The organism is Flavobacterium galactosi (assembly GCF_048158585.1).
Lineage (GTDB): Bacteria > Bacteroidota > Bacteroidia > Flavobacteriales > Flavobacteriaceae > Flavobacterium > Flavobacterium galactosi.
This window is the reverse complement of record NZ_JBLNKV010000005.1, coordinates 307095-327854: the sequence shown is the minus strand read 5'-3', so window position 1 is coordinate 327854 and position 20760 is coordinate 307095. Positions and strand designations below refer to the sequence as shown.

Here is a 20760-nt window from a genome sequence, read left to right as displayed (position 1 = left end):
TTACAATCCGCTTACTTGTACCAATGCTAATGGGTTATATGAACCATTTTTCAAAGGATACATTCTACCATTTACCTCTTGATAAAACTCAACTCCAAGAGCTAAAAACAAAGGTTTTGTACTATTGGGAGTTACCGCATTCAAATGATTGATAGCTACAGTTGGAGTCATATCCCAAGGAAGAATTGCCGTTTCTGAATTTGTAGTAACGAAAACTTCAGCTTCAAAATCAATTTCTGCCCCAGCTGATATAATTTTGAAATGGGTTGTTCCACTTGGAGCTGCAATCATATTCGCAGGAATAAATGATGCCAAATCAACAGTGATTTCACCTGTAACACGATCAATTCCTCCCACAAATGGTGTAAACAAAGTAGTCCCCAATTTTCCACCGATATTGAACTCAAATCCTACAAGCAATTCTGCTTCGCCATCAATTACATTACGTAAACCACGTTCGTTGGTTAAATCCGCTTGAATTACCTTAACCATAGTTTGAGTAAGTCGGCTCACCATTCTACTGTCAGCAGAATTCAAGAGCAAAGTTCGCAATGCAGTTCGCAAAGTTTTGCCTGCCTTCCCTGCTCTCCCAAATTCAGAACCATTTTCACGTGTTCTCTGGAACGCTGGATCATTTGCAATTCTGCTGGCATCTATTCCTCCTTTTTCACGTGCTAAATGACCATCTTTGGTTTTGTAAAAAGTAATATCCCCGATAGTACCTTTCAATTTAATTATGCCCTTCTGTCTTGCCATAATTACTAAATTTAGATTAAATTATTACTTAAAACTCTTTCAATCATCATCTGTTGCAACACCTTTCGATTGATTATGAAGCAAATTTTAGCCAATTAAACCACATAAAAAAGACTCCCCTATTCCATATGTCACTTTGTGACACAAATGGCAGAAATCGACATAAATACCCATTTATACCCATCATAAATGGAAACAAATCGTCGCTTCTGAACGAAAGGAATTATTTACTATTTTTATTGAGTGCAAGAACTTGGATCATAAGGGTTTCAAGTTAGGCAAAGCCCAATCAAAGCTATATATAGAGTATGAGAACCGAAAACAAGAGATTATGTATCTACCCAAAAGATATACAACGCATAACTGGAAAGAGTTATCGTCAAAGCATTAGACTACTACAAAAAATAAGAAAGGAGCTCAATAAGCTCCAAAATGAGTTTGTATCTATTGAGGAATTTTGCCAATACACGAGCCTAAAAATTGAACAGGTTGAACCTTTAATTATTGGTTGAAAAACCTATTTTAGGCAACTAAATTTTGATCCAATGCCAATTCAATACTAGTAGTCAACCAGTTCAAATTTCAAACAATGAAAGACCTTTTTTATCTTTGATAAACCTTTAATTATCACTATATTTACATTGATAAGATTACATGATTTTTTGCCTATAATTTGTAGGAGTAAAATCGAGACCCTTGTTTTAAAATAGTTTGCGAAACACCGTAAACACTGACATAAGGAGAGAGATACAAATCCCTCTTTCTCCGCGAAAGAAAACCCGAAACGTAAGTTTCGGGTTTTCTGCTTTTAATTATTCCCTAATTTTATATTTTTTCAAGAACATTCAGGATTGATTCTAAAAGCCAGTCGTGTTTTATTAAAAGCATTGACTTGTGAAGCGATTTTCTTTTTTTTAAAATATAAAAAATATAAAGCTAATCGGAATCAATATTTAAAATTTTATTTCTGTAATATTTCATTATCAGGTCTAAAAAAACAGCATTCACCCTGTAACCAATTTTTTCCCCTTATTTTTATATTTATTTTTTCGTAATTTTGATATAGTACATAATTAAAGTTTGAGCTTTCAAAATCTCAACTTATTAAAGAGATTCCAAAACTATATTATGATGCAATATCTAACCGCTTTCATTATTACATTAAAAGCACACTTATTTTATTATAATTTAAAAATAAATCTATGCGAGTTTCCGTCATCAGAAAAAATGTAATATTTAGTCCTGATTCCAAGAGGGTTGTGGCCCGATATTTTATAAACGGCGATCAACGGACCAAAAAAATGGTAAGCCATATAATGATGTTGGACGAAAAACAAGTCGTAGATACCCTAGAACATACACTTCGGGAGTTTGCCAGACGGCATCGAAATATTTCTAGCACATTTTTCAGGCATTGTGAAAAAATTAGAGGAATCATTGAAGGAATGCAAATCAATTATGACGGCCTGTCTGCTGAACGAAAAATGCTCATCGGTTCTTACTGTACAATGGAGTACGCTATAGAATCAGCAGCTTTTTTCAACCCTTCCATTGTGGAAGATTTCGATCAGTCGGGCCTTGAAATGGGTGAAAAACGGGTCATTATTTCTTTCCGTGCCACTGGCGAAGGTCATATCTCATCAATCGTTTTTAGAAGGGGAATCTTGGATAAGAATAACAATCTACATGTGATGAAAATTGGGAATAACATTGATAAAGCAGAGATTGTACACAAAACGTTATATAACAAAGAACGATTTTTGATTAAATTGGCAGAAATGCATACTTCGAACAAATACTCAGCCCATATCATGCAGGAACTACCGAATGAATTTGAGTATGCCGTATTAAAAAGTATGGTAAATAAAGCCTTAAGCGATCCAATGATTCGCCAGGAGAGGAGAACTGCCCTCGAAGAAGTGATTTGGTTGGCGGATTCGTTTTATGATTTGCAATTCAAGCACGATTCCGATATTACTGAACGTGTTATATTTCCAATATCCGATTCTGAAAGTCGTGGTATTGAAGATGCCCGTTTTGTACGTTTTGTGGATGATGATAAATCAGAAAGAATAATAGCAACTTATACGGCTTATAATGGACATACCATTCTTCCAAAACTTATTTCTACTGAAGATTTTTATTCGTTCCGTGTAATGCCTTTACATGGAGCGGGCGCTAAAAATAAAAATCTTGCACTATTTCCTAGAAAAATAAAGGGCAAATATGCTATGCTTTCCAGAATTGATGGGGTTAACAATTACCTTATGTATTCGGATAGGGTTACACAATGGAACGATCCCGTTATGCTTCAAGAGCCACGTTATCCCTGGGAATTTACACAAATCGGAAATTGTGGATCGCCACTTTGGACCGAAGAAGGCTGGCTGGTTATCACGCATGGTGTAGGCGCCATGAGACGATATTGCATAGGAGCTTCGCTGTTTGATCTTGATGACCCTTCGAAAGAAATTGGAAGACTTAAAGAACCTTTGCTTTCACCCTTAGAAGATGAAAGAGAAGGCTATGTACCCAATGTAGTGTATTCTTGTGGTTCGATCATTCACAACAACAGTCTTATATTACCCTATGCTGTATCTGACTATTCCTCTACTTACGCTGTAGTTGATATGGTAGAATTGATGGATGCTTTGAAGAAAAGTAAATGATAGTTTCTTTTAAGTGATATCATGCAAATAAAGAAATCACTTCAATACTCCACATAAGAAAACCCAAAACTATTGTTTCGGATTTTCTTTTTTCATGTCTTTTCTAAATAAACTAATCCTATAATTTAATAGCATCAATAACTTCTTTCAGGAGTCGTAAACTTTTTAATTTGTCCTGATGATTAAAAATCGGACTGGTAACCATCAATTCATCAACACGGGAATAAGCTATAAATTGCTGTATATCGGTTGCTAATTTCTCTTTATTCCCAACAAACGAACAAGCAGTCATTTGGTTTACATGAAAACGTTCCTCATCACCCATAATACCTTCTAAAGAATCAACTGGAGGCTGCAGTCCTTTTCTATCGTTTCGTATTAAATTTAGAAACATCTGAGTCAAACTGGTCGACAAAATTTCAGCTTCTTTATCCGTATCGGCGGCGATCGCATTGACACACGCCATTGTTTTCGGTTTGTCCAAAAATGGAGAAGGCTGAAAATTATCGCGATAAAATTCAAACGCCTGTAACATCTGTTTGGGGGCAAAATGTCCTGCAAATGCATACGGCAATCCATTGGCAGCAGCCAAAGCAGCACTGTCCATACTGGAACCTAAAATCCAAATAGGGACTTTTGTCCCCTCTGCAGGAAAAGCTCGCACATTTGCCGTAGCATTTTCCACAGAAAAATAATCTTGAAGTGCAGTCACATTTTGTGGAAATCGTTGTGATTGTTCAAAGAAATCTTTTCGAATGGCTTGTGCGGTTAGCGAGTCGGTTCCTGGTGCTCTTCCTAAACCTAAATCAATTCGGTCAGGATAAAGCAGTTCCAATGTTCCAAACTGCTCCGCAACGATAAGCGGGGAATGATTTGGCAACATAATTCCACCTGAACCAACTCGAATATTTTGTGTTTGACTAGCAATATAACCAATCAGGACAACTGTTGCCGAACTAGCGACATGTGCCATATTATGATGTTCGGCTAACCAAAATCGCTTATAGCCCAAACTATCGGCAAGTTGCGCCACCTCTTTTGTTTTTTGCAATGTTTCGCCTGCATCGCTATCTTGAGTAATTATTGCTAATTCTAGTATAGAAATTGGAATATTGTTCATCATTTAAATTTCAAATTTTGAGCAAAATTAAGCATTTACACCAAAGACCTATATTCTTGGGTGTTAATTGAATTATAATGTTTTAAAACTAAAAAGAAAATTTTATTTATCTGCCGAAGTCATCCTGCAAACGAACGATATCCTCTTCATCAGAAGGGTTTTCAGAGTCGGTATGTTGCCAAATTTCGGCTACTATCCCCCAGGAATCCAATCCTATTAAGCGATGACGGTCTCCCTTGTCCAGCTGGATAAAACTGTCCGGAGCTAATTTTTGAAGTGCTCCTTCCTCGTCTGTGAAGCTGGTTTTAACCCCCACCACTCCAGAGAGTATTTTCCATATTTCTACCCTGCGATGGTGAAATTGCCATGACAAACGTTTATGGGGAGCAACAACCAGAATTTTCGGACTTAACTTAGTAGTAATTCTAATCGCTTCCATTCCAAGATGCGGGAAAAATTTAGCGGCAAAAGCACTCGCCTGACTTTCGTCAATCACAAAAAAACTCCCCAAGGACGTGTTTCATCTTGTTTTATAACGGTGCAAATTTTCTTTTTTTAATGCCGCCGCAATTTGTTCAAAAACAGTGCTTTTTTCGAAATTATCAGGTAGGTTCAAATTCATTTTTATGGTTTTAAAAGTAATAAATATTCGATTAATGTAATTTCTGTAAATATTATTTTCTGTAAATAATAAAACTGTTTGATTTCAATTTTGGATTTCCCATCAGGATTTTTGCTCCTTTTGGAAGCTTGATTTCTTTTGCTAAGCCAAAGTTAATGACCACGGTGATTTTGTTTCCTTCAAAAGACCGGGTAAACAAAATTTGATTCTCATGATGTTCCAATCGGTCGTATTTCCCATATTGCAATACTTTTTCTCTGTTCCGTAATGCAATCAATTTTTTGTAGCTCTTAAGAATAGAATTATCTTTGTTCATTAAATGCTGAACATTGACTTGTTTGTAATCCGGATTAATTTTAATCCACGTTTTCTTGGCTGAAAATCCTGAAAAAGTATTTTCATTCCACTGCATTGGACTTCGGGATTTATCACGGTTGTGCTCATTCCCTTCAATAAGTGCTTCATCAGGGTTTTTACCTTTGGCTAAACCCAATTCATAATGAGTTCTTCCTTGGATATCTACCATTTCATCCAAGTTCTTGGCAATACTGTTATGCATCCCGATTTCTTCTCCGTAATAAACAAAAGGTACTCCTTTTGCGGTAAGCATCAGGGCAGCTAATGCGAAAGCTTTATCCGAATTCCCGTCGGCTAATCGGTCCATCATTCGGGGCATATCATGACTTCCAAAAAACAAAGTAGGATAATTGCTCATGTTTTTTTCCATGCTTTGCAATTCGTCAAAAATACGTTGCGAGGAAAATGTTTTGATACTTCCAAAGTTGAAATTAAAAACCACATCCAACAAATCCTGCGATTGGTATTGTTTCAACACTTCAATTTTGTCACTTCCTATTTCTCCAACTATAAAACGATTGTCATACTCGCTTACGGTCGATTTTATCATTCGCATGGCATTTTTTACACCTTCCTGATCGATGTCGTTGCTGTGTTCCTGTTGTCCGTCTTTTATCGGATTGTCAGCTGTAATTCCATCGGTGTTTAAAAAATTAATCACATCCAGTCGAAATCCATCCACACCAGCATCCAGCCAAAAACGCAGCACTTTTTGGACTTCAGCAACCACTTTAAGGTTGGACCAATTGAGATCGGCCATTTTTTTATCAAATTTGTGGTAGTAATATTGATTGGTCAACGTATCCTTTTCCCACGCAGTTCCACCAAAAAAAGATTCCCAGTTGTTCGGTTTATCCTTCCAGATGTAATAATCACGGTACGGATTGTCAATTGATTTCCGGGATTCTTGAAACCACTTGCATTCGGTAGAAGTATGATTCAAAACCATATCCATAATTACTTTGATTCCTTTTTTATGCGCTTCGGTCAAAAATTTATCAAAATCAGCTTTGCTGCCATAAGTGGGATCTACCTCGTAATAATTAGCAATATCGTACCCATTGTCCACCTTTGGCGAAGTCAGAAATGGTGTGAGCCAGACTCCTTTTATACCCAATGATTTCAAATAATCCAGTTTATGGGTCATTCCTTTAAAATCCCCATAGCCATCGCCATTACTATCCGCATAACTGGGCATATAGATCTGATAAAAGACCGATTCTTTCCACCATTTTTGTGAGTTCTGGGTATTTTGTGCGGCCATTGAACTACTATTCAATACAAAAAAAGAAAGCAGTGCAACAAATAACAGATTCAATTTCATAAGCAAATCCTTTTATTTTTTCTGTTGAAAGTTATAATCTACAACAACACCATTCACCAGCATTTTAGAACCTTCATAGGTTATTTTACCGCCAGAGGGAACACAAACAATTACCGCTGCACTTTCTGGTGCAATCTTTATTTTAGCCGAAGAAGAAACATTCCGAGCAACAAAACGTCCCAAAACTGTATTATATAAATCCACTTTTTTTCCTTGTTCTGTTTCTATTGAAACTTTTTTCTTAGTGGTATAAGGGTTATAATATAAAAAAGAAGGATAGGCTTTATCACTATAAAAATCAGTAGCCAGTAAATTCAATTGTAATATTCCTGTAACATCAGTTGCACGAATAATACTTCCAAAAATACCTGCGTGTCCGCTTCCATAAACGCTGAATTGAGATTCCTTTGGATTTTCTCCAGGTACCCAAAGTGGTCCGTCACCTTGTGCCACCGGGGCTTTTAAATGCTCATGCTCTTTATAACTGGATTGACGAATCATGCCTTCGTAACCAATTACTTCTTTTGAAACATCAGCCAGTTCAGGATTCGTTTCATGCTCATCCGGCATATATTGCGGGTAAAAAAAGCGAGAGGCATTTGCTGCATTCAACATCCATTTCCCAATTGCCGTGGCATACGATTGATCATATCGAACCATAGGAACCAATGGCCATGCCGCATCATAAGTGTTCATTAAAAATCCATAACCACCATGATCTACCGTGCTACCCACAATTCCTGAAATATCAATTCCATTCCAGTTACCGACTAATACACCCCAGCCTTCTCGACATACAGCAGTTCCGTCAAAGCTCCAACCCAACATTTTATTAGTGTCATACTTCTTGCCTTGTTCCGCATTTATTCTTGCCGATAAATAAGCTCCAAAAGGCATTAATAATTCGTATGTTGGATTTATGGGTTGCGATTCTAGTGCAGCTAATGCACTCATCGCTCCTTTTAAATACCTTTGATCACCAAACTTTTTATACGCTGCATACAAAACCCAGGCATGACCAGCTGCTGCATCAGGCTGCAAACAGATGTTGTTTTTCATGGGTTTCATTCTGCCATAATCAAAATAGGAATAGTTATAATTTCCATTCAATATAGAATCGGCCTTGAAAAATTTTTCTGCGATACTTTTTGCGATTTCTTTAAAACCCGGTTCTTTAGGATATTTGTCATAAACCGCATAAAATAAGAGATTCGGATATACATCGTACCACCAGTCACGTCCATAACCACCACCTAATAAAGCCACTTCCGGTGCCGTATTGTTCATCATAATATCCCAGCCTGCTTCTTTATTATAATAGTTTTTAAGCATTCCAACATAATTCAGATTTTGTTGCTTAGCCTTGTCAATCCCAACCAAACTAGCTCCTAATGTGGCTCCCATAGTTGCCAAAGCTTCGTGAAACATCCCTTTATTATTCTTTCCTTGTCTTACATCACCAACCGCAGTGTACATTCCTACAACATCTTGGGGAAAATTCTTTTTACTGCTGTCTATCCATACCATAGGCCAAAATTTTCCTTTGGCATTAAAATCATACACCGTACTGTCAAAACGGAGCGCCAGTTTTTTATAATCGATGATTTGCAATGGTTTTGGCAAGTTTGGCATTTGATCCACACGAGCTATCTTTTGTTGTTTAACTTGGCCCGTTCCATTTATTCCGAAAAGGAGAAAAAACAGACTCGAGAAAGTGATTTTGAAAATAGTATTCATTCCTTATTTTTATTTAGTTGTAACTATATTTTAAATAATAACCGTTTTATTACACCAATTTTTCTGCTACTTCATTCAGTACTTTACCATCAATTTCTGTTTCATCGGGTGCAAGCAATTTTCCGTCTGCAATAATTTTTTTGGCTACATAAATAGAACTCAACTGCAATACGGCAACAATTACGATAGCGTATCGCAACGCAATTTCAGTGGAGATAGTGTAAGCCAAAACCAAAAATGTTCCAGCACCCAAAAATCGCCCCACAAACAAACCTGCTTCATGGTTCAGTATATAAGCAAACTCACCTCTTTTTTCTATTTTAGAAACAATATCGATTACTTTAAATTGGATTGGAAAATATGCCAAATCCATAAGCGGTTTTGCAATCAGCAGCAATAAGATAAATAAAATCACACCTGTTTGATTGAATAATAACCCATTGATTACGGCTCCTAAAGCAAATAAAACTAGACCTGCCGTAAATATTTTTATACGGTCTGACGGTTTAGAGATCCTCCCTAAAACATACATAATTACCGCTGCAATTACTGCTCCTATGGATTGTGCTGTTCCTAATGCTCCCTCCTTACCTAACAATAACATGATAAGCATTGCGGGTGCCGTTACCAGAAAACCCTGTACCAAACCTTTCAACAAGGACAAGGACAGCAGTTTATACCATAATTGATGAAATTTAAAAAATACGTATCGTTTCTGTTCCGGGTTTTTAAATGTCCCTCTAAAACAAACTATAGATGCCGCAACAGTCACTAAAAAAACGATTCCGGTAATGATTAAATAAGCTGTATGTATCTGTGCTTCGTCTCCACTTGATTCAATAAACCAACCAATAGTAATAGGAATGATAACGGCTATAATGGTATAGAAAAAAGTTTCTAAACCATAATAATAATTTCGATTCGTATCATTGGTAATGGCTAATGCCAAATAATCTCGGTTAGACCAATAAAAACCAAAAGACAATCCCATAGTAATTCCCGCAAATCCAATCCCTACTAAATCGAGTGTTTTCAACGACATCATAATCATCATGGAAACTCCGCTGAGCATCATCCCTGCCGAATATAATTTTCTAATGTTAAAATGTTTCAACAAATAGCCATTCAATAAAAAAGTAAGTGGAATTCCGGTGTAAATAGTAAGCTGATAAATCACCACTTTTACCGGATCATTGGAACTTCGCATCACATAAGCAGCCACAAAAATATCTATCACAGGCAAGACGATGGCATAGACCAGATTTGTAAGTACTAATATTTGAAAATTGTGGGTTTGGCTTTTAAAATGACCAATTTCTGTTTTTAGTTTCTTGAACATTAGTTATATTTTAAAAGTGAATAAATATCTTTGATAGAAAACTCCGCACCACAAACAAACTCATCCGAAGCACCGTAATAGATGGTAACGGTATCGCCATCAGGATGTACCACATGCCCGTTAGTAAATACTACGTTACCAAAAAAACCAGTCAGCTCATAGGTTGCCGTAGGTACCATAATCGGTTCTTCGGTTCGTGCAATTACTTTTGTAGGATCTTCTAAATCCATTAAAAAAGCCCCTAAGCAATATTGATGTGCTGCATTAGCTCCATGATAAATGGATAACCAGCCTTTTTCTGTTTTTATAGGAGCGGCTCCGGCACCCACTCTTTTGCTATCCCATAAACCTGCTCTGGTTTTAATAATACAATGATGATTTCCCCAGTGTAACCCATCAGGAGAAGAGGTAATCCAAATATAATTTCCTCCAATATCAACACTGCTCGGACGGTGTAAAGCGTAATACAAACCATTAATTTTTTCGTTAAAAATGGCACAATCCTTATTATGTGGCGGCAACATCATTCCGTGTGATTCAAAATTTCTCCAATCGGTTGTGGTGCGTAAACCTACTCCTACTCCATTATCAGAAACTGCTGTATAAGTAAGGTAATATTTATTTTCGAGCAAAGTAACCCGGCAATCTTCTATACCAAATGTTTCCAATATTCCCTCTCCAACTAAAAGCGGATAATTCTCCGGTTCGTAGAAATGGTGCCCATCATCGCTACACAATAATCGCAGGTGTGATAAAGTAGTTAAATAATCAACTCCTTTATAATTAATGACTCTGGCATCACTTGCGTCTAGTTCAGTGTCATCAGTAGGAATTTCGATGATTTTAATCGCTCCAGTTTCCGTTAAAATAGGAAAAGAAATACTATTCTCTTTTTGTTCTGGTCTTTCGGCTACGCGAACAATCAACCATGTTTTCCGTTCAAATTGAAATACACCCGGATTAAGAAGACAGGTAATTTGTAAACCTTCTCTACTGGCAGGTAAATCTGCAGGGGATAATAATGGGTTTTGTGTGAAACGTTTTGCAATATCTTTCATGCTATTCTATTTTTATTTTTTTAGTTTTAAGTACAAATCTATTTCTGTTATAAGGAACGAGTAGTTTAACAGTAAATTTATTCATAAAATTCACAACTATTCTATTTATTTACAGACCTATAGAAGAAAACCTGTTTTTTATTAAGAGAGAGATTCCAATCTATTGATAATTAAAAACAAAACAATAGTACAAAGGCGAATATAAAATCTGTATTTTCCTTAAATTTGTATAAAATAGTTTGATTATGGAAATCAGAATCGAAGCTGTTCAAATTGCGGAATCCTTCAACATGAAGAAATTCCGTGCCGATTTTCGGGTCGAAGCACATTCGGGCTCCACTTCCGAAGTGTTTTATGCATTGGAAGAAAACGAGCGTTATTTATATGTTTTTGATTATGGTGTTGTGGTCTTTGCCAATTATGATGCAGTTGCTAAAAGTGAATTCGTGAATTTTATAAAAAATTACGCCACTACTTTGGTCGATTTGAATTTATCAGAAGAATACCGCATTGAAACCGATGAAACACTGCAAAAAGTCATTGTAAAAAACAATTATGTCACCGTTTCTCAAATAGATTCCTCCCTTATGCGAATCGTTATGCTTAATATTGCGCAATCTGTTGCACTTGAATATTACGAAGTATTGACTGACGAACTCATTACCTCTTCAAAACACTACATTCTCGAATTAGAACAACGGGGAAAACTCAGTATTTCTAAAACCAATTTACTAAAATACATTGGTAAAGTACTGAATGTCAAGAACAGTATTGTAGACAATTTATATATTCTTGACGACCCAAATCTCGTTTGGGATAATGAAGAACTCAATCTGCTCAACCGCCACCTCAAAGCTAATTTTGATATTAATACCCGTTTTAAAGACCTCGATTATCGTTTGCAAATTGTAGAAAACAATCTTACATTGTTTATCGATGTACTGAACGTACGGGAAAGCTCCAGACTGGAATGGGTGGTTATCATATTAATTGCGTTGGAGATTGCCATCGCGTTATTTTTTCATTAAAACCTAAAGTCTATTGCATCAATTTTCTCTTGCTTTACACAATAAACTCTAAAATATTTCTTTTATTCTTTATTCTATAAACAAAGTCATTTTTGTTATTTTTGTTTTTTGAAAGAAAAAATTTTTAAAAGAATAATATAAATCATGTAATTATCTTACATCTTATTAACGCTTTCAAAAACAAGAAATTAAACCAAGAAGCCCTATTAAAATATTATAAATGAAAACCTATTACATTCATAACGGAACTGAAAACAGCGGTCCATTTTTCTTGGACGAATTAAAAGCTAAGAAAATAACAAAAACAACATTAATATGGTTTGAAGGTATGGACGAATGGAAATATGCCGCAGACATACCTGAATTAAAAAATATTTTATCAGTAATACCTCCACCTCTAAACAGGATTCCCCTTTTGCCTGAAGAGGATGAAAAAGTAGTAAGTCAAACTATTTTAGGATTGGATAAAAGTATCTTTTTTTTAGCTTTTGGAATTATAACTTTAATTATTGGAACACTGATTTTCAATACTTATCAAGAAAACAGAAGTTTAGAATTTGACCAAAAAAATCACCAAACGGAATTTCAAAACCAACAAATTGAACTGCAACAAAAACAAACTGACGAGGAAAAGATACAAATTGCTATTCAAGAAAAAATAGACTCAGATAGACTCTCTAAACAAAAAAAAGACTCTGTAAACTACAGAATTTCAGAAATCAAGAAAATAATCCTTGTTAACAGTGCTAATTTAGAAGAAGATCAAAATAAATTAATTGATGCCAAAGATTTTAAATTATTTAGAACAGAAAGCGAAAGGGAGGAACAGATTAACTTGATAGAAAATGATATTATCCATTGGCAAAATGAAATAAAAAAATTAGAAAATGAAGCTGATCGATTGTATTTAAAACTAGAAACAATACATTAATACTGATTTATGAATTGCGTAATTAAGAAACCTCCAAAGCTTCAAAACTTTGGAGGTTTCTTCTATTTAAACAACTTTTCAATCTATCTATTTTTCTAAACTTTCTAATGTTCTATTTGAAATTACAGACTTATCTTGTTCCAAAACATCCTCATCACTTGCATATTGGTCATTTTTCTTTATCAAAAGCCAAGTATTTTCCTCTTTCGTTTTTAGTTCTACCAATGCAAATTCACCTTTGAGCTTTTTTCCGTTTAGAATAAAACTAAGATGTCCTTCTTTCAAATCAGATTTTAATTTTTTTTCGATATTGTCAGCACCTTCTTTGTCTGCTAAGGTATAGCTTCCATTGTCCCAAATTATAACAGTTCCTGCTCCATAATTTCCTTCAGGAATAATTCCTTCAAAATCTTTGTAATCATAAGGATGATCCTCCACCATAATCGCCAGCCTTTTATCAGCGGGATTCATCGATGGTCCTTTGGGTATGACCCAGCTTTTTAATACTCCGTCCACTTCCAGCCGAAAATCATAATGCAAATTGGATGCAGCGTGTTTTTGCATGACGAAAACTAATTCGGTTATTGATTTTTTAATTGCACCTTCAGGTTCAGTCGTAGCATTAAAATTACGCTTTTGATTGTATTTATTTAAAGATATCATGATAAATAAAATTAGAGTTAAAATAAATCTAAAAGGTATGGAATTGATATATTCGTGAAATTAGTCAATAAGCAAACTAAAAAAATATTTAGATTGGGTTCAACTTTTTCCTGTATTCTCGTCTAAATTGCTGTGATTATCACCACCTATACTGTAATTATTATTTTCTTCATCCTCACTTCCCATGTCTTCCTGATCATCATCCAGTTCAGATCCAGGAACGTCTAAGTCACTGCCAGATTCATCTTCCTCAAAATCTTTTTGATTCAATTCCCTGACATTATTAATTTCAACAGGCGCCTTCTTTTTAGTAATATCTTCCGGGTCAATTTCCATTTCTTTTTGGAACTTACTATACATATCTTCACTTGGAGGATACACAAGAGAATCCGGCACTTTATTTTTATCTTTATTAACCGGTTTCATCTTATTTAGATTTGATTTGTCGTCTTTATTTTCCATTTTAATGTTTTATTAAATTGACTTACAGAACACTAAGTTAATCATTTTTAATCAAAAATATATTTTATAGTATGAAAAAACATCCTTTAATCCTGATTTTATAACCGGAACTTTTTGTACATTATTTACTAATTTTAAGCTTCCTGATCAGTAAATAATTAATTCAAATTAATTGTTGCTTTAGTGAGAATCCGTTATATTTTAAACAAGATTGTTTTACTCCTTAAATCCTTAAAATAAAGTTAAGTAACATTCTTTGGTTTCCTAATCAAGCCGGATTCTGTTAAATTTACAGAAACTATTTTTTTATTTTTACAAACAACTACAAAATGGTAACAATGGAAGACCAAGAAAAAGACCAAAATGCGGCAATGAATCCATTTTTTCAGCCCAATAATACACCATATAATGTTCCGCCTTTTGATAAAATAAGAAACGAACATTTTAAACCCGCAATTTTAGAGGGAATTAAACGGCATCAGACAGAAATTGATCAAATTGCAGATAATACAGATGCCCCAACTTTTGAGAATACCACTCTTGCTATGGAAAATGCAGGCGAATTTCTTTTGAATGCCAATATGGTATTTTCTAATTTGAACGGTGCAAATACCAACGATGAACTTCAGGATATAGCCAAAGAACTTGCTCCAAACTTAGCAGCACACAACGACAATATCTATTTGAACGAAAAATTATTCTCAAAAGTAAAATCACTTTGGGATGAAAAAGAAAAGCTAAATCTAAATATAGAGCAAGCAAAAGTTTTAGATAATTTATACAAAGCATTTGTACGAAGCGGAGCAAATTTAGTTGATTCAGACAAAGATAAACTGAGAAAAATAAACGAGGAACTTTCGCTGACTTGTTTGAAATATGGCCAAAATGTTTTGGCTGAAACCAATATATACAAATTGGTCATTGAAGATATAAACGATTTATCCGGATTACCGCAGGAATTAATTACTGCCGCTTTTGCCGAGGGGAAATCAAAAGGAAACGAGGGAAAATGGGTTTTTACCTTATCGAATTCCAGTGTAATTCCGTTTTTGCAATATAGTGCCAATAGAAATTTAAGACAGCAAATCTGGGAAGCCTATCAAACCCGTTCCAATCATGATGACGATTTTGACAATAAAGAAAATGCTCTGAAACTAGCAAATCTTCGCGGCGAAAAATCCAGACTTCTTGGTTATGAAACGCATGCGTATTATATTTTGGAGGAAACTATGGCCAAAACTCCAGAAACTGTTTATAAACTTTTGAATGATTTGTGGAAACCAGCTTTAGAAATTGCCAAAACGGAAGCAGCAGACATTCACGAAATGATGAAAAAAGATGGAATCAACGATTCGGTTCAACCCTACGATTGGCGATTTTACACTGGAAAAATTCGTAAAGAACGTTTTGATTTAGACGAGCAGGAATTAAAACCTTATTTTAGTTTAGAAAATGTCAGAAAAGGCATTTTTCAAGTTACCGAAAACTTATACGGCTTACAATTCAAACCCTTACAGGAGGTACCAAAATACCATGAAGAGGTGGATGTTTGGGAAGTTTCAGAATCCGATGGAACGCATGTAGGTGTTTTGTATATGGATTTTTATCCTAGAAATTCTAAACGTGGCGGAGCTTGGATGACGTCCTACAGAACCCAAAAAACAGTTGACGGACTAAGACAAGCTCCGGTAATTTCTATTGTTTGCAATTTTTCTAAACCCACAGAAAACAGTCCGTCTTTATTGACTTTTGATGAAGTGACGACTTTTTTCCATGAATTTGGTCATGCTTTACACGGATTATTATCTAATGTAACCTACAGAAGTTTAGCCGGTACAAATGTCCCAAGAGATTTTGTCGAATTGCCTTCGCAAATTATGGAAAACTGGGCTGTAGAACCTGAAGTTTTAAAAATGTATGCCAAACATTATCAGACAGGAAAAGTCATTCCTGCTGATTTAATTAAAAAAATACAAGAATCAAGTACTTTTGACCAAGGCTTTATGACTACAGAGTACTTGGCAGCTTCGTTTTTAGATTTAAAGTATCACACTCAAAAGTCAGCAATTACAAGAGATGCCAATACTTTCGAGAAAAATGCAATGGACGAAATAGGTCTAATACCTGCAATCATTCCAAGATACAGAAGTACGTATTACAATCATATTTTCTCAGGCGGTTATTCGGCTGGATATTACAGTTACATCTGGTCAGGCGTTTTGGATACTGATGCTTTTGAAGTCTTCAAAACAACCAATCTATTCAATCCTGAGAAAGCCAAATCATTTCGAAAAAACATTTTAGAAAAAGGCGGAACCGAAGAGCCAATGATCTTGTATAAACGTTTCCGTGGAGCAGAACCTAGCGTTGCGCCTTTGTTAAGAAAACGGGGTTTAGACAAAAAGTAATCACAAAAACATCCGAAGGTCAATTGTTTCAAAAGTAAAATATCCTATTCTTAAACTTAATTTAGAATAGGGTATTTTGTTTTTAAACGCTTTCACTAAACTTATAGTAAACCTTTTTAATTACCCCAAATTCTATTTTTGAAAATGTCAACTGTTTGTCTTAAATGCTGATTAAGCAATAGAAAAACAACTACAATACCCATTAGATAACCAATAGCGGTAAAGATTTCCATATTGGACAATAAAACCGATTGTTTTGAAACAGAACTGATAATTTGTTTCATCGCTAATGTATTGGAATCATCCATCGTATAGCCTTTAGCCATAAAACTTTTGGTGAGTTGCCCGACCCGCATTTGGGTTTCTGCACTTTCGGGAAGAACAAACTGTCTGAATTTTGTAAAATGGGTACTTTGCAAAAACAATCCTGCATTTTGAATCATAGCAAAACCCATTATACTTCCCCAAAAACGCCCTGCAACTCCAACAACACCCGCAAACGGAGCATAATGCGTAGGAACGGCAGATACCGTGAACAAGACTAGCGGAACAAATATTATTCCAACAGCCATACCCTGCAACATATAAGGAATCACAATATCCGACAAGGAAGCATCCGGCACAAAAAGGAACGTAAACCAGAAATGAAATAGCGCTAAAAGTGAAAATCCGATTATAAAAATATAGCGCGAAGCAACTGATTTAGCCAAAAACACCCCTGTCAAAATCATTCCAATCACATTTCCTGTCAAATTCAAATACTGCACATGCGCCACTCTTGAAGGTTCCCAATTCCAAATAACAGCCATCGTACTGTGACAAATATTTAACGTTGCTCTGGCAATATAAAAAACCACAGACAATAACAATCCGGTTCGTAAATTCGCATACCGAAATACTCGCATATCAAAAGTTGGTCTCTTCACCAGCATTTGTCTGACTATAAAAAAACCTCCTGTTAGTAAGGCAACAATGAGCGCTGCAACAATTTGGGGAGATTCAAACCAATATTTTTTTTGGCCATAAACCACAAAATAACTGCCACATAAAATCGCGGTAAGCACAAGAACAAAACTGGCCCAATCAATTTGATACAACGGAATTTTTTTATGAAAGCGATTGTTATTAAAGGTAATCATGACCAAAGCTACGCACACAATTTGGAAAAAAGCCGAACCATACGCCATATATTTCCAATCGTAATTCTCAAGCAACCACACCGCAATATTCATTATGAAAGGGGAAGCCAGCATCAAAGCTCCATAATTGAGCGTAAACGCAATAATCACGGCATTTTTAGACTTAAACCGTGCTATCAAAAATTGTCGTAAAGGTAAAACTGGCAATGCCATCAGAATTCCTTCGGCCATTCTTAACATGATAAACAAAGAAAAATTTTGTGTATACGCCGTCAGTATAAATGTTAAAGCAGCTAAACTATAAATAACCAGAAAATAGTTCTTGGTTGGGAAAAACTTAAAAAACCGACTTTCGATGAGAATGGTAGCTAAAAAAGTCCCATATGTAACACACATCGAAAATTGTAAATCTTCGATTTCTACGTCCAAAAAACTCGCTGCATAAGTTACATTAGAAGTATATACTCCCAATAAAACCATGGAATGCAGCATGCAGAAAAAAATAATGGCAATAATAGCCCAATTGGGAACCCAAGATTTAAAAACACTTACTTCTGACATCTGATTATTTGTGTTCGGCTATAACGGTAACATTCATACCGGCTCTGAGAAAGTCCGTTTGCGCATCACTTTCTTTTAATTTTATTCTAACCGGGATTCTTTGTTCTATTTTTATAAAGTTGCCTGTTGCATTATCAGGAGGCATTAATGAAAAACGCGCACCACTGGCTGGCGATAAAGATTCAATGCTTCCCATAAATTCTCTCCCGCTTATCGCATCTGCTTTCAGGGCTACTTCCTGACCAATGGATAAATATTGCAGCTGCGTTTCTTTAAAATTAGCCGTAACCCACTTTTCCTTGCTAACGATAGAAACTAAGGTTTGTCCTTCTTTTATCATTTGTCCCGGTTGCATCATTTTTTTACCAACCCAGCCATCATAAGGAGCGGTAATTACAGTATAGGAAAGAAACAAAGTAGCATTGTCAGCAACCGCTTGTTTGGACTGAATTACCGTCTGAGCCGTAGGAATTTTAGCCGAAGCTTCTGAGGTGTTCAATACCGCCGATTGAATCGTGTTTACTATTTCCTGATAATGTGCTTGTGCCAATTCGTAATCCGCTTTTACTTTTTCCAGCTGTTGTTCAGTAGCCGCTTCTTGGCTTACTAATCCTTTATAGCGATTGTACTCCAGTTTTGTTTTCCAAACTTCCGTTTTTGCAGCTTGTAACTGAGCTTGTCTGACCGAAGTCACATTAGAAGTTGTTGCGACATTTTTTGCTATCACAATGCTGTTGCTCTTTGCGTTTTCAACATCGGCCAGTGCCATGTCTAAATGCGCTTTGTATTCCCTATTGTCAATTACCAACAACGTATCGCCTTGGTGAACAAACTGATTTTCATCATAGCGCACTTCGGTAACATAACCCGTAATCCGCGCCATAATTGGCGTTACATATTGATCCACTTGAGCATCATTGGTTTCTTCGTGATTTTTATTAAAAATATAAAACCAAATCCCTAAAACAATTCCTCCGAGAACCAGCATACTGGCAATCACGGTAATTAATCTATGAAATGATCTATGGCCTCTTGACGAATTATGAACTTTTACCATATAAATTGGAAACTAAATTATATTAAACCTAAATTATTATTTGTTGAGCAATCCTGCCGTATGAAGCAATTCATAATGTTTCATAACCGCATCAATTCTAGTGGAAACTTTGTTGAATTTTGCCTGAAGCAACGCATTATCTGCATCGACCATTTCAGTAATCAAAACCAGTTGATTGAGGTATTTTACTTTCACAATCCGATAATTTTCATTGGCTAAATCCAATGCTTTGTCCGTAACGGGTAACTTGTCCTGTATTTCCTGATATTGGGTATGATTTCTAAATACTTTATCAACCATCTCATTTTTCACTAGCTCCAATTCATTTTTTTGCAATTCCACTTTTAAATTGGCAACCTGAACTTTAGCTTTATTTTTATACAAACCCGATAAATTATAACTAGTCTCCACACCTATTTGTCCTACGGTATAGAGATACGGACGATTCAGCGTAAACAACATGTAGTCCGGATATTTAAGATTATAATTCCCAAAGAAACTAACTTTAGGATAATAACTTCCTTTGACTATTTTTAACGCTGTTTTTTTAATGTCCACTTCCCTATTTGCGATACGCATTTCTTCATTTTCAAGCGTCTCTTTAAAATAGAAATCATAGTCTTTCAACGGTGCAATATCGAGTAATCCAGTTGTATCAATAGCAATTTCAGCTTCTTCGGGCAACTGTAGCATCGTTTTTAACTCTTGAAGCGCAATCCTGATGTTTTTTTTATTGGTCAATGAGTTTAGTTCTCGATCCGAAAGTTGCAGTTCAGAACGCAACACTTCATTTTTAGTTACGGTTCCAAAAGTTTTAAAAGCTTTCACTTCCTTTAATCGTTCCTGTTCTTCTTTAATGCTTTCGCCAATGATTTTCTGGAGTTCCATCATTTTATAAATACCCAAAAAAGTAGTTGTCACCTGTAATTGAATGTCATTCTGCGTCTTCTCTACCTTGATTTTAGCGATTTCATTTTCCTCTTTTGATTTTTTAATCGCATTATTGATTCTATTACCTGCATAAAGTGGCATCTCAAATTTTGTAACCGCATCATATATTACGGTCCCAGGTTCTGGAGTATAGGTATGTTTGTCTGAGAAAAAACCGCCTTCGTATTCCGTCAAATCTGATAATCGGGAATACATCGCATTAAAATTAACTTCCGGCAAACGAAGATTTTTTGCCTCGGCAATTTCTTTTTCTGAAATGCGCTGTTCGATATGAGATTTCTGAATCGTCTTATTATTTTCTTTAGCGATTTTTAAAGCATCATTTAAAGAAATAGCGGTAGCTTGTTGTGCTTGTACTGATGTTATCCCCTGAAAGAAGAGGAATAATAACACGGCATTTTTTGAAAAATTAATTTTCGATTGGTTCAAATGAACCCATTTTTTAAGAAACATAATTTTGATAAAGGAATAGGGTGCAAAGTTCCCTAATTTAATTTATGCTATAAAATCAACTAAAGCCAACTATTTATTCATTTCGGACAAATATAAAACAATAAAAATACTACAACGATTGCAGA

General features: G+C 35.4%; 16 protein-coding genes. 4 read left to right on the top strand and 12 right to left on the bottom strand.

Translation table 11 applies throughout. The annotated features are described in order from the left end of the window. Positions 1-756 (bottom strand): hypothetical protein, encoded by a 756-nt coding sequence (locus ACM55M_RS12925; protein WP_416858083.1) that lies wholly within the window; start codon positions 754-756, stop codon positions 1-3. 1583 nt (positions 757-2339) lie between these two features. Here ACM55M_RS12925 and ACM55M_RS12920 point away from each other — a divergent pair. After that, positions 2340-3425 carry a glycoside hydrolase family 130 protein gene (locus tag ACM55M_RS12920; protein ID WP_416858082.1) on the top strand — a complete coding sequence of 362 codons (1086 nt, stop codon included), beginning with the start codon at positions 2340-2342 and terminating at the stop codon, positions 3423-3425. Positions 3426-3543: 118 nt separating this feature from the next. Here ACM55M_RS12920 and ACM55M_RS12915 read toward each other — a convergent pair whose 3' ends face one another. From ACM55M_RS12915 to ACM55M_RS12890, 6 genes are all read right to left on the bottom strand, one after another. Beyond that, complete coding sequence (locus tag ACM55M_RS12915) at positions 3544-4548, bottom strand: LLM class flavin-dependent oxidoreductase (protein ID WP_416858081.1); 1005 nt, start codon at positions 4546-4548, stop codon at positions 3544-3546. 103 nt (positions 4549-4651) lie between these two features. Then, positions 4652-5056, bottom strand: a complete 405-nt coding sequence (locus tag ACM55M_RS12910; protein WP_416858080.1) for a cupin domain-containing protein — start codon at positions 5054-5056, stop codon at positions 4652-4654. 163 nt (positions 5057-5219) lie between these two features. Further along, positions 5220-6848, bottom strand: coding sequence for an alpha-glucosidase (locus tag ACM55M_RS12905; RefSeq protein WP_416858079.1), 1629 nt, complete (start codon positions 6846-6848; stop codon positions 5220-5222). 12 nt (positions 6849-6860) lie between these two features. Next, positions 6861-8585 (bottom strand): hypothetical protein, encoded by a 1725-nt coding sequence (locus ACM55M_RS12900; RefSeq protein ID WP_416858078.1) that lies wholly within the window; start codon positions 8583-8585, stop codon positions 6861-6863. 49 nt (positions 8586-8634) lie between these two features. Further along, the gene (locus ACM55M_RS12895) at positions 8635-9924 is read right to left on the bottom strand and encodes an MFS transporter (protein WP_416858077.1); all 1290 of its coding nucleotides are present in this window, start codon (positions 9922-9924) and stop codon (positions 8635-8637) included. Continuing rightward, positions 9924-10982 carry a glycoside hydrolase family 130 protein gene (locus ACM55M_RS12890; RefSeq protein WP_416858076.1) on the bottom strand — a complete coding sequence of 353 codons (1059 nt, stop codon included), beginning with the start codon at positions 10980-10982 and terminating at the stop codon, positions 9924-9926. The genes ACM55M_RS12895 and ACM55M_RS12890 overlap by 1 nt, the downstream gene beginning before the upstream one ends. Positions 10983-11227: 245 nt before the next feature. On the opposite strand from ACM55M_RS12890, the gene ACM55M_RS12885 reads away from it, so the two are divergent. Beyond that, positions 11228-12010, top strand: coding sequence for an RMD1 family protein (locus ACM55M_RS12885; RefSeq protein WP_416858075.1), 783 nt, complete (start codon positions 11228-11230; stop codon positions 12008-12010). A gap of 220 nt (positions 12011-12230) precedes the next feature. Beyond that, entirely contained in the window at positions 12231-12941 is a 711-nt protein-coding gene (locus ACM55M_RS12880; protein ID WP_416858074.1) for a DUF4339 domain-containing protein, read from the top strand. 87 nt (positions 12942-13028) lie between these two features. Here the strand turns inward: ACM55M_RS12880 and ACM55M_RS12875 are convergent, their stop codons facing one another. Both ACM55M_RS12875 and ACM55M_RS12870 read right to left on the bottom strand, forming a co-directional pair. Then, positions 13029-13604, bottom strand: a complete 576-nt coding sequence (locus tag ACM55M_RS12875) for a DNA polymerase ligase N-terminal domain-containing protein (RefSeq protein WP_416858073.1) — start codon at positions 13602-13604, stop codon at positions 13029-13031. 99 nt (positions 13605-13703) lie between these two features. Beyond that, positions 13704-14030, bottom strand: a complete 327-nt coding sequence (locus tag ACM55M_RS12870) for a hypothetical protein (protein WP_416858072.1) — start codon at positions 14028-14030, stop codon at positions 13704-13706. 374 nt (positions 14031-14404) lie between these two features. On the opposite strand from ACM55M_RS12870, the gene ACM55M_RS12865 reads away from it, so the two are divergent. Further along, positions 14405-16474: a M3 family metallopeptidase gene (locus ACM55M_RS12865; protein WP_416858071.1), complete on the top strand. Its 2070-nt coding sequence runs from the start codon at positions 14405-14407 to the stop codon at positions 16472-16474. 116 nt (positions 16475-16590) lie between these two features. Here the strand turns inward: ACM55M_RS12865 and ACM55M_RS12860 are convergent, their stop codons facing one another. From ACM55M_RS12860 to ACM55M_RS12850, 3 genes are read right to left on the bottom strand one after another with little or no spacing between them, the layout of a single operon-like run. Further along, on the bottom strand, positions 16591-18174 hold the full coding sequence (locus tag ACM55M_RS12860; protein ID WP_416858070.1) for an efflux MFS transporter permease: 1584 nt from the start codon (positions 18172-18174) through the stop codon (positions 16591-16593). A gap of 4 nt (positions 18175-18178) precedes the next feature. Continuing rightward, positions 18179-19231 carry an HlyD family secretion protein gene (locus ACM55M_RS12855; RefSeq protein ID WP_416858069.1) on the bottom strand — a complete coding sequence of 351 codons (1053 nt, stop codon included), beginning with the start codon at positions 19229-19231 and terminating at the stop codon, positions 18179-18181. A 36-nt stretch (positions 19232-19267) separates the two neighbouring features. Next, positions 19268-20635 (bottom strand): TolC family protein, encoded by a 1368-nt coding sequence (locus tag ACM55M_RS12850; protein ID WP_416858068.1) that lies wholly within the window; start codon positions 20633-20635, stop codon positions 19268-19270. Positions 20636-20760 lie beyond the last annotated feature (125 nt).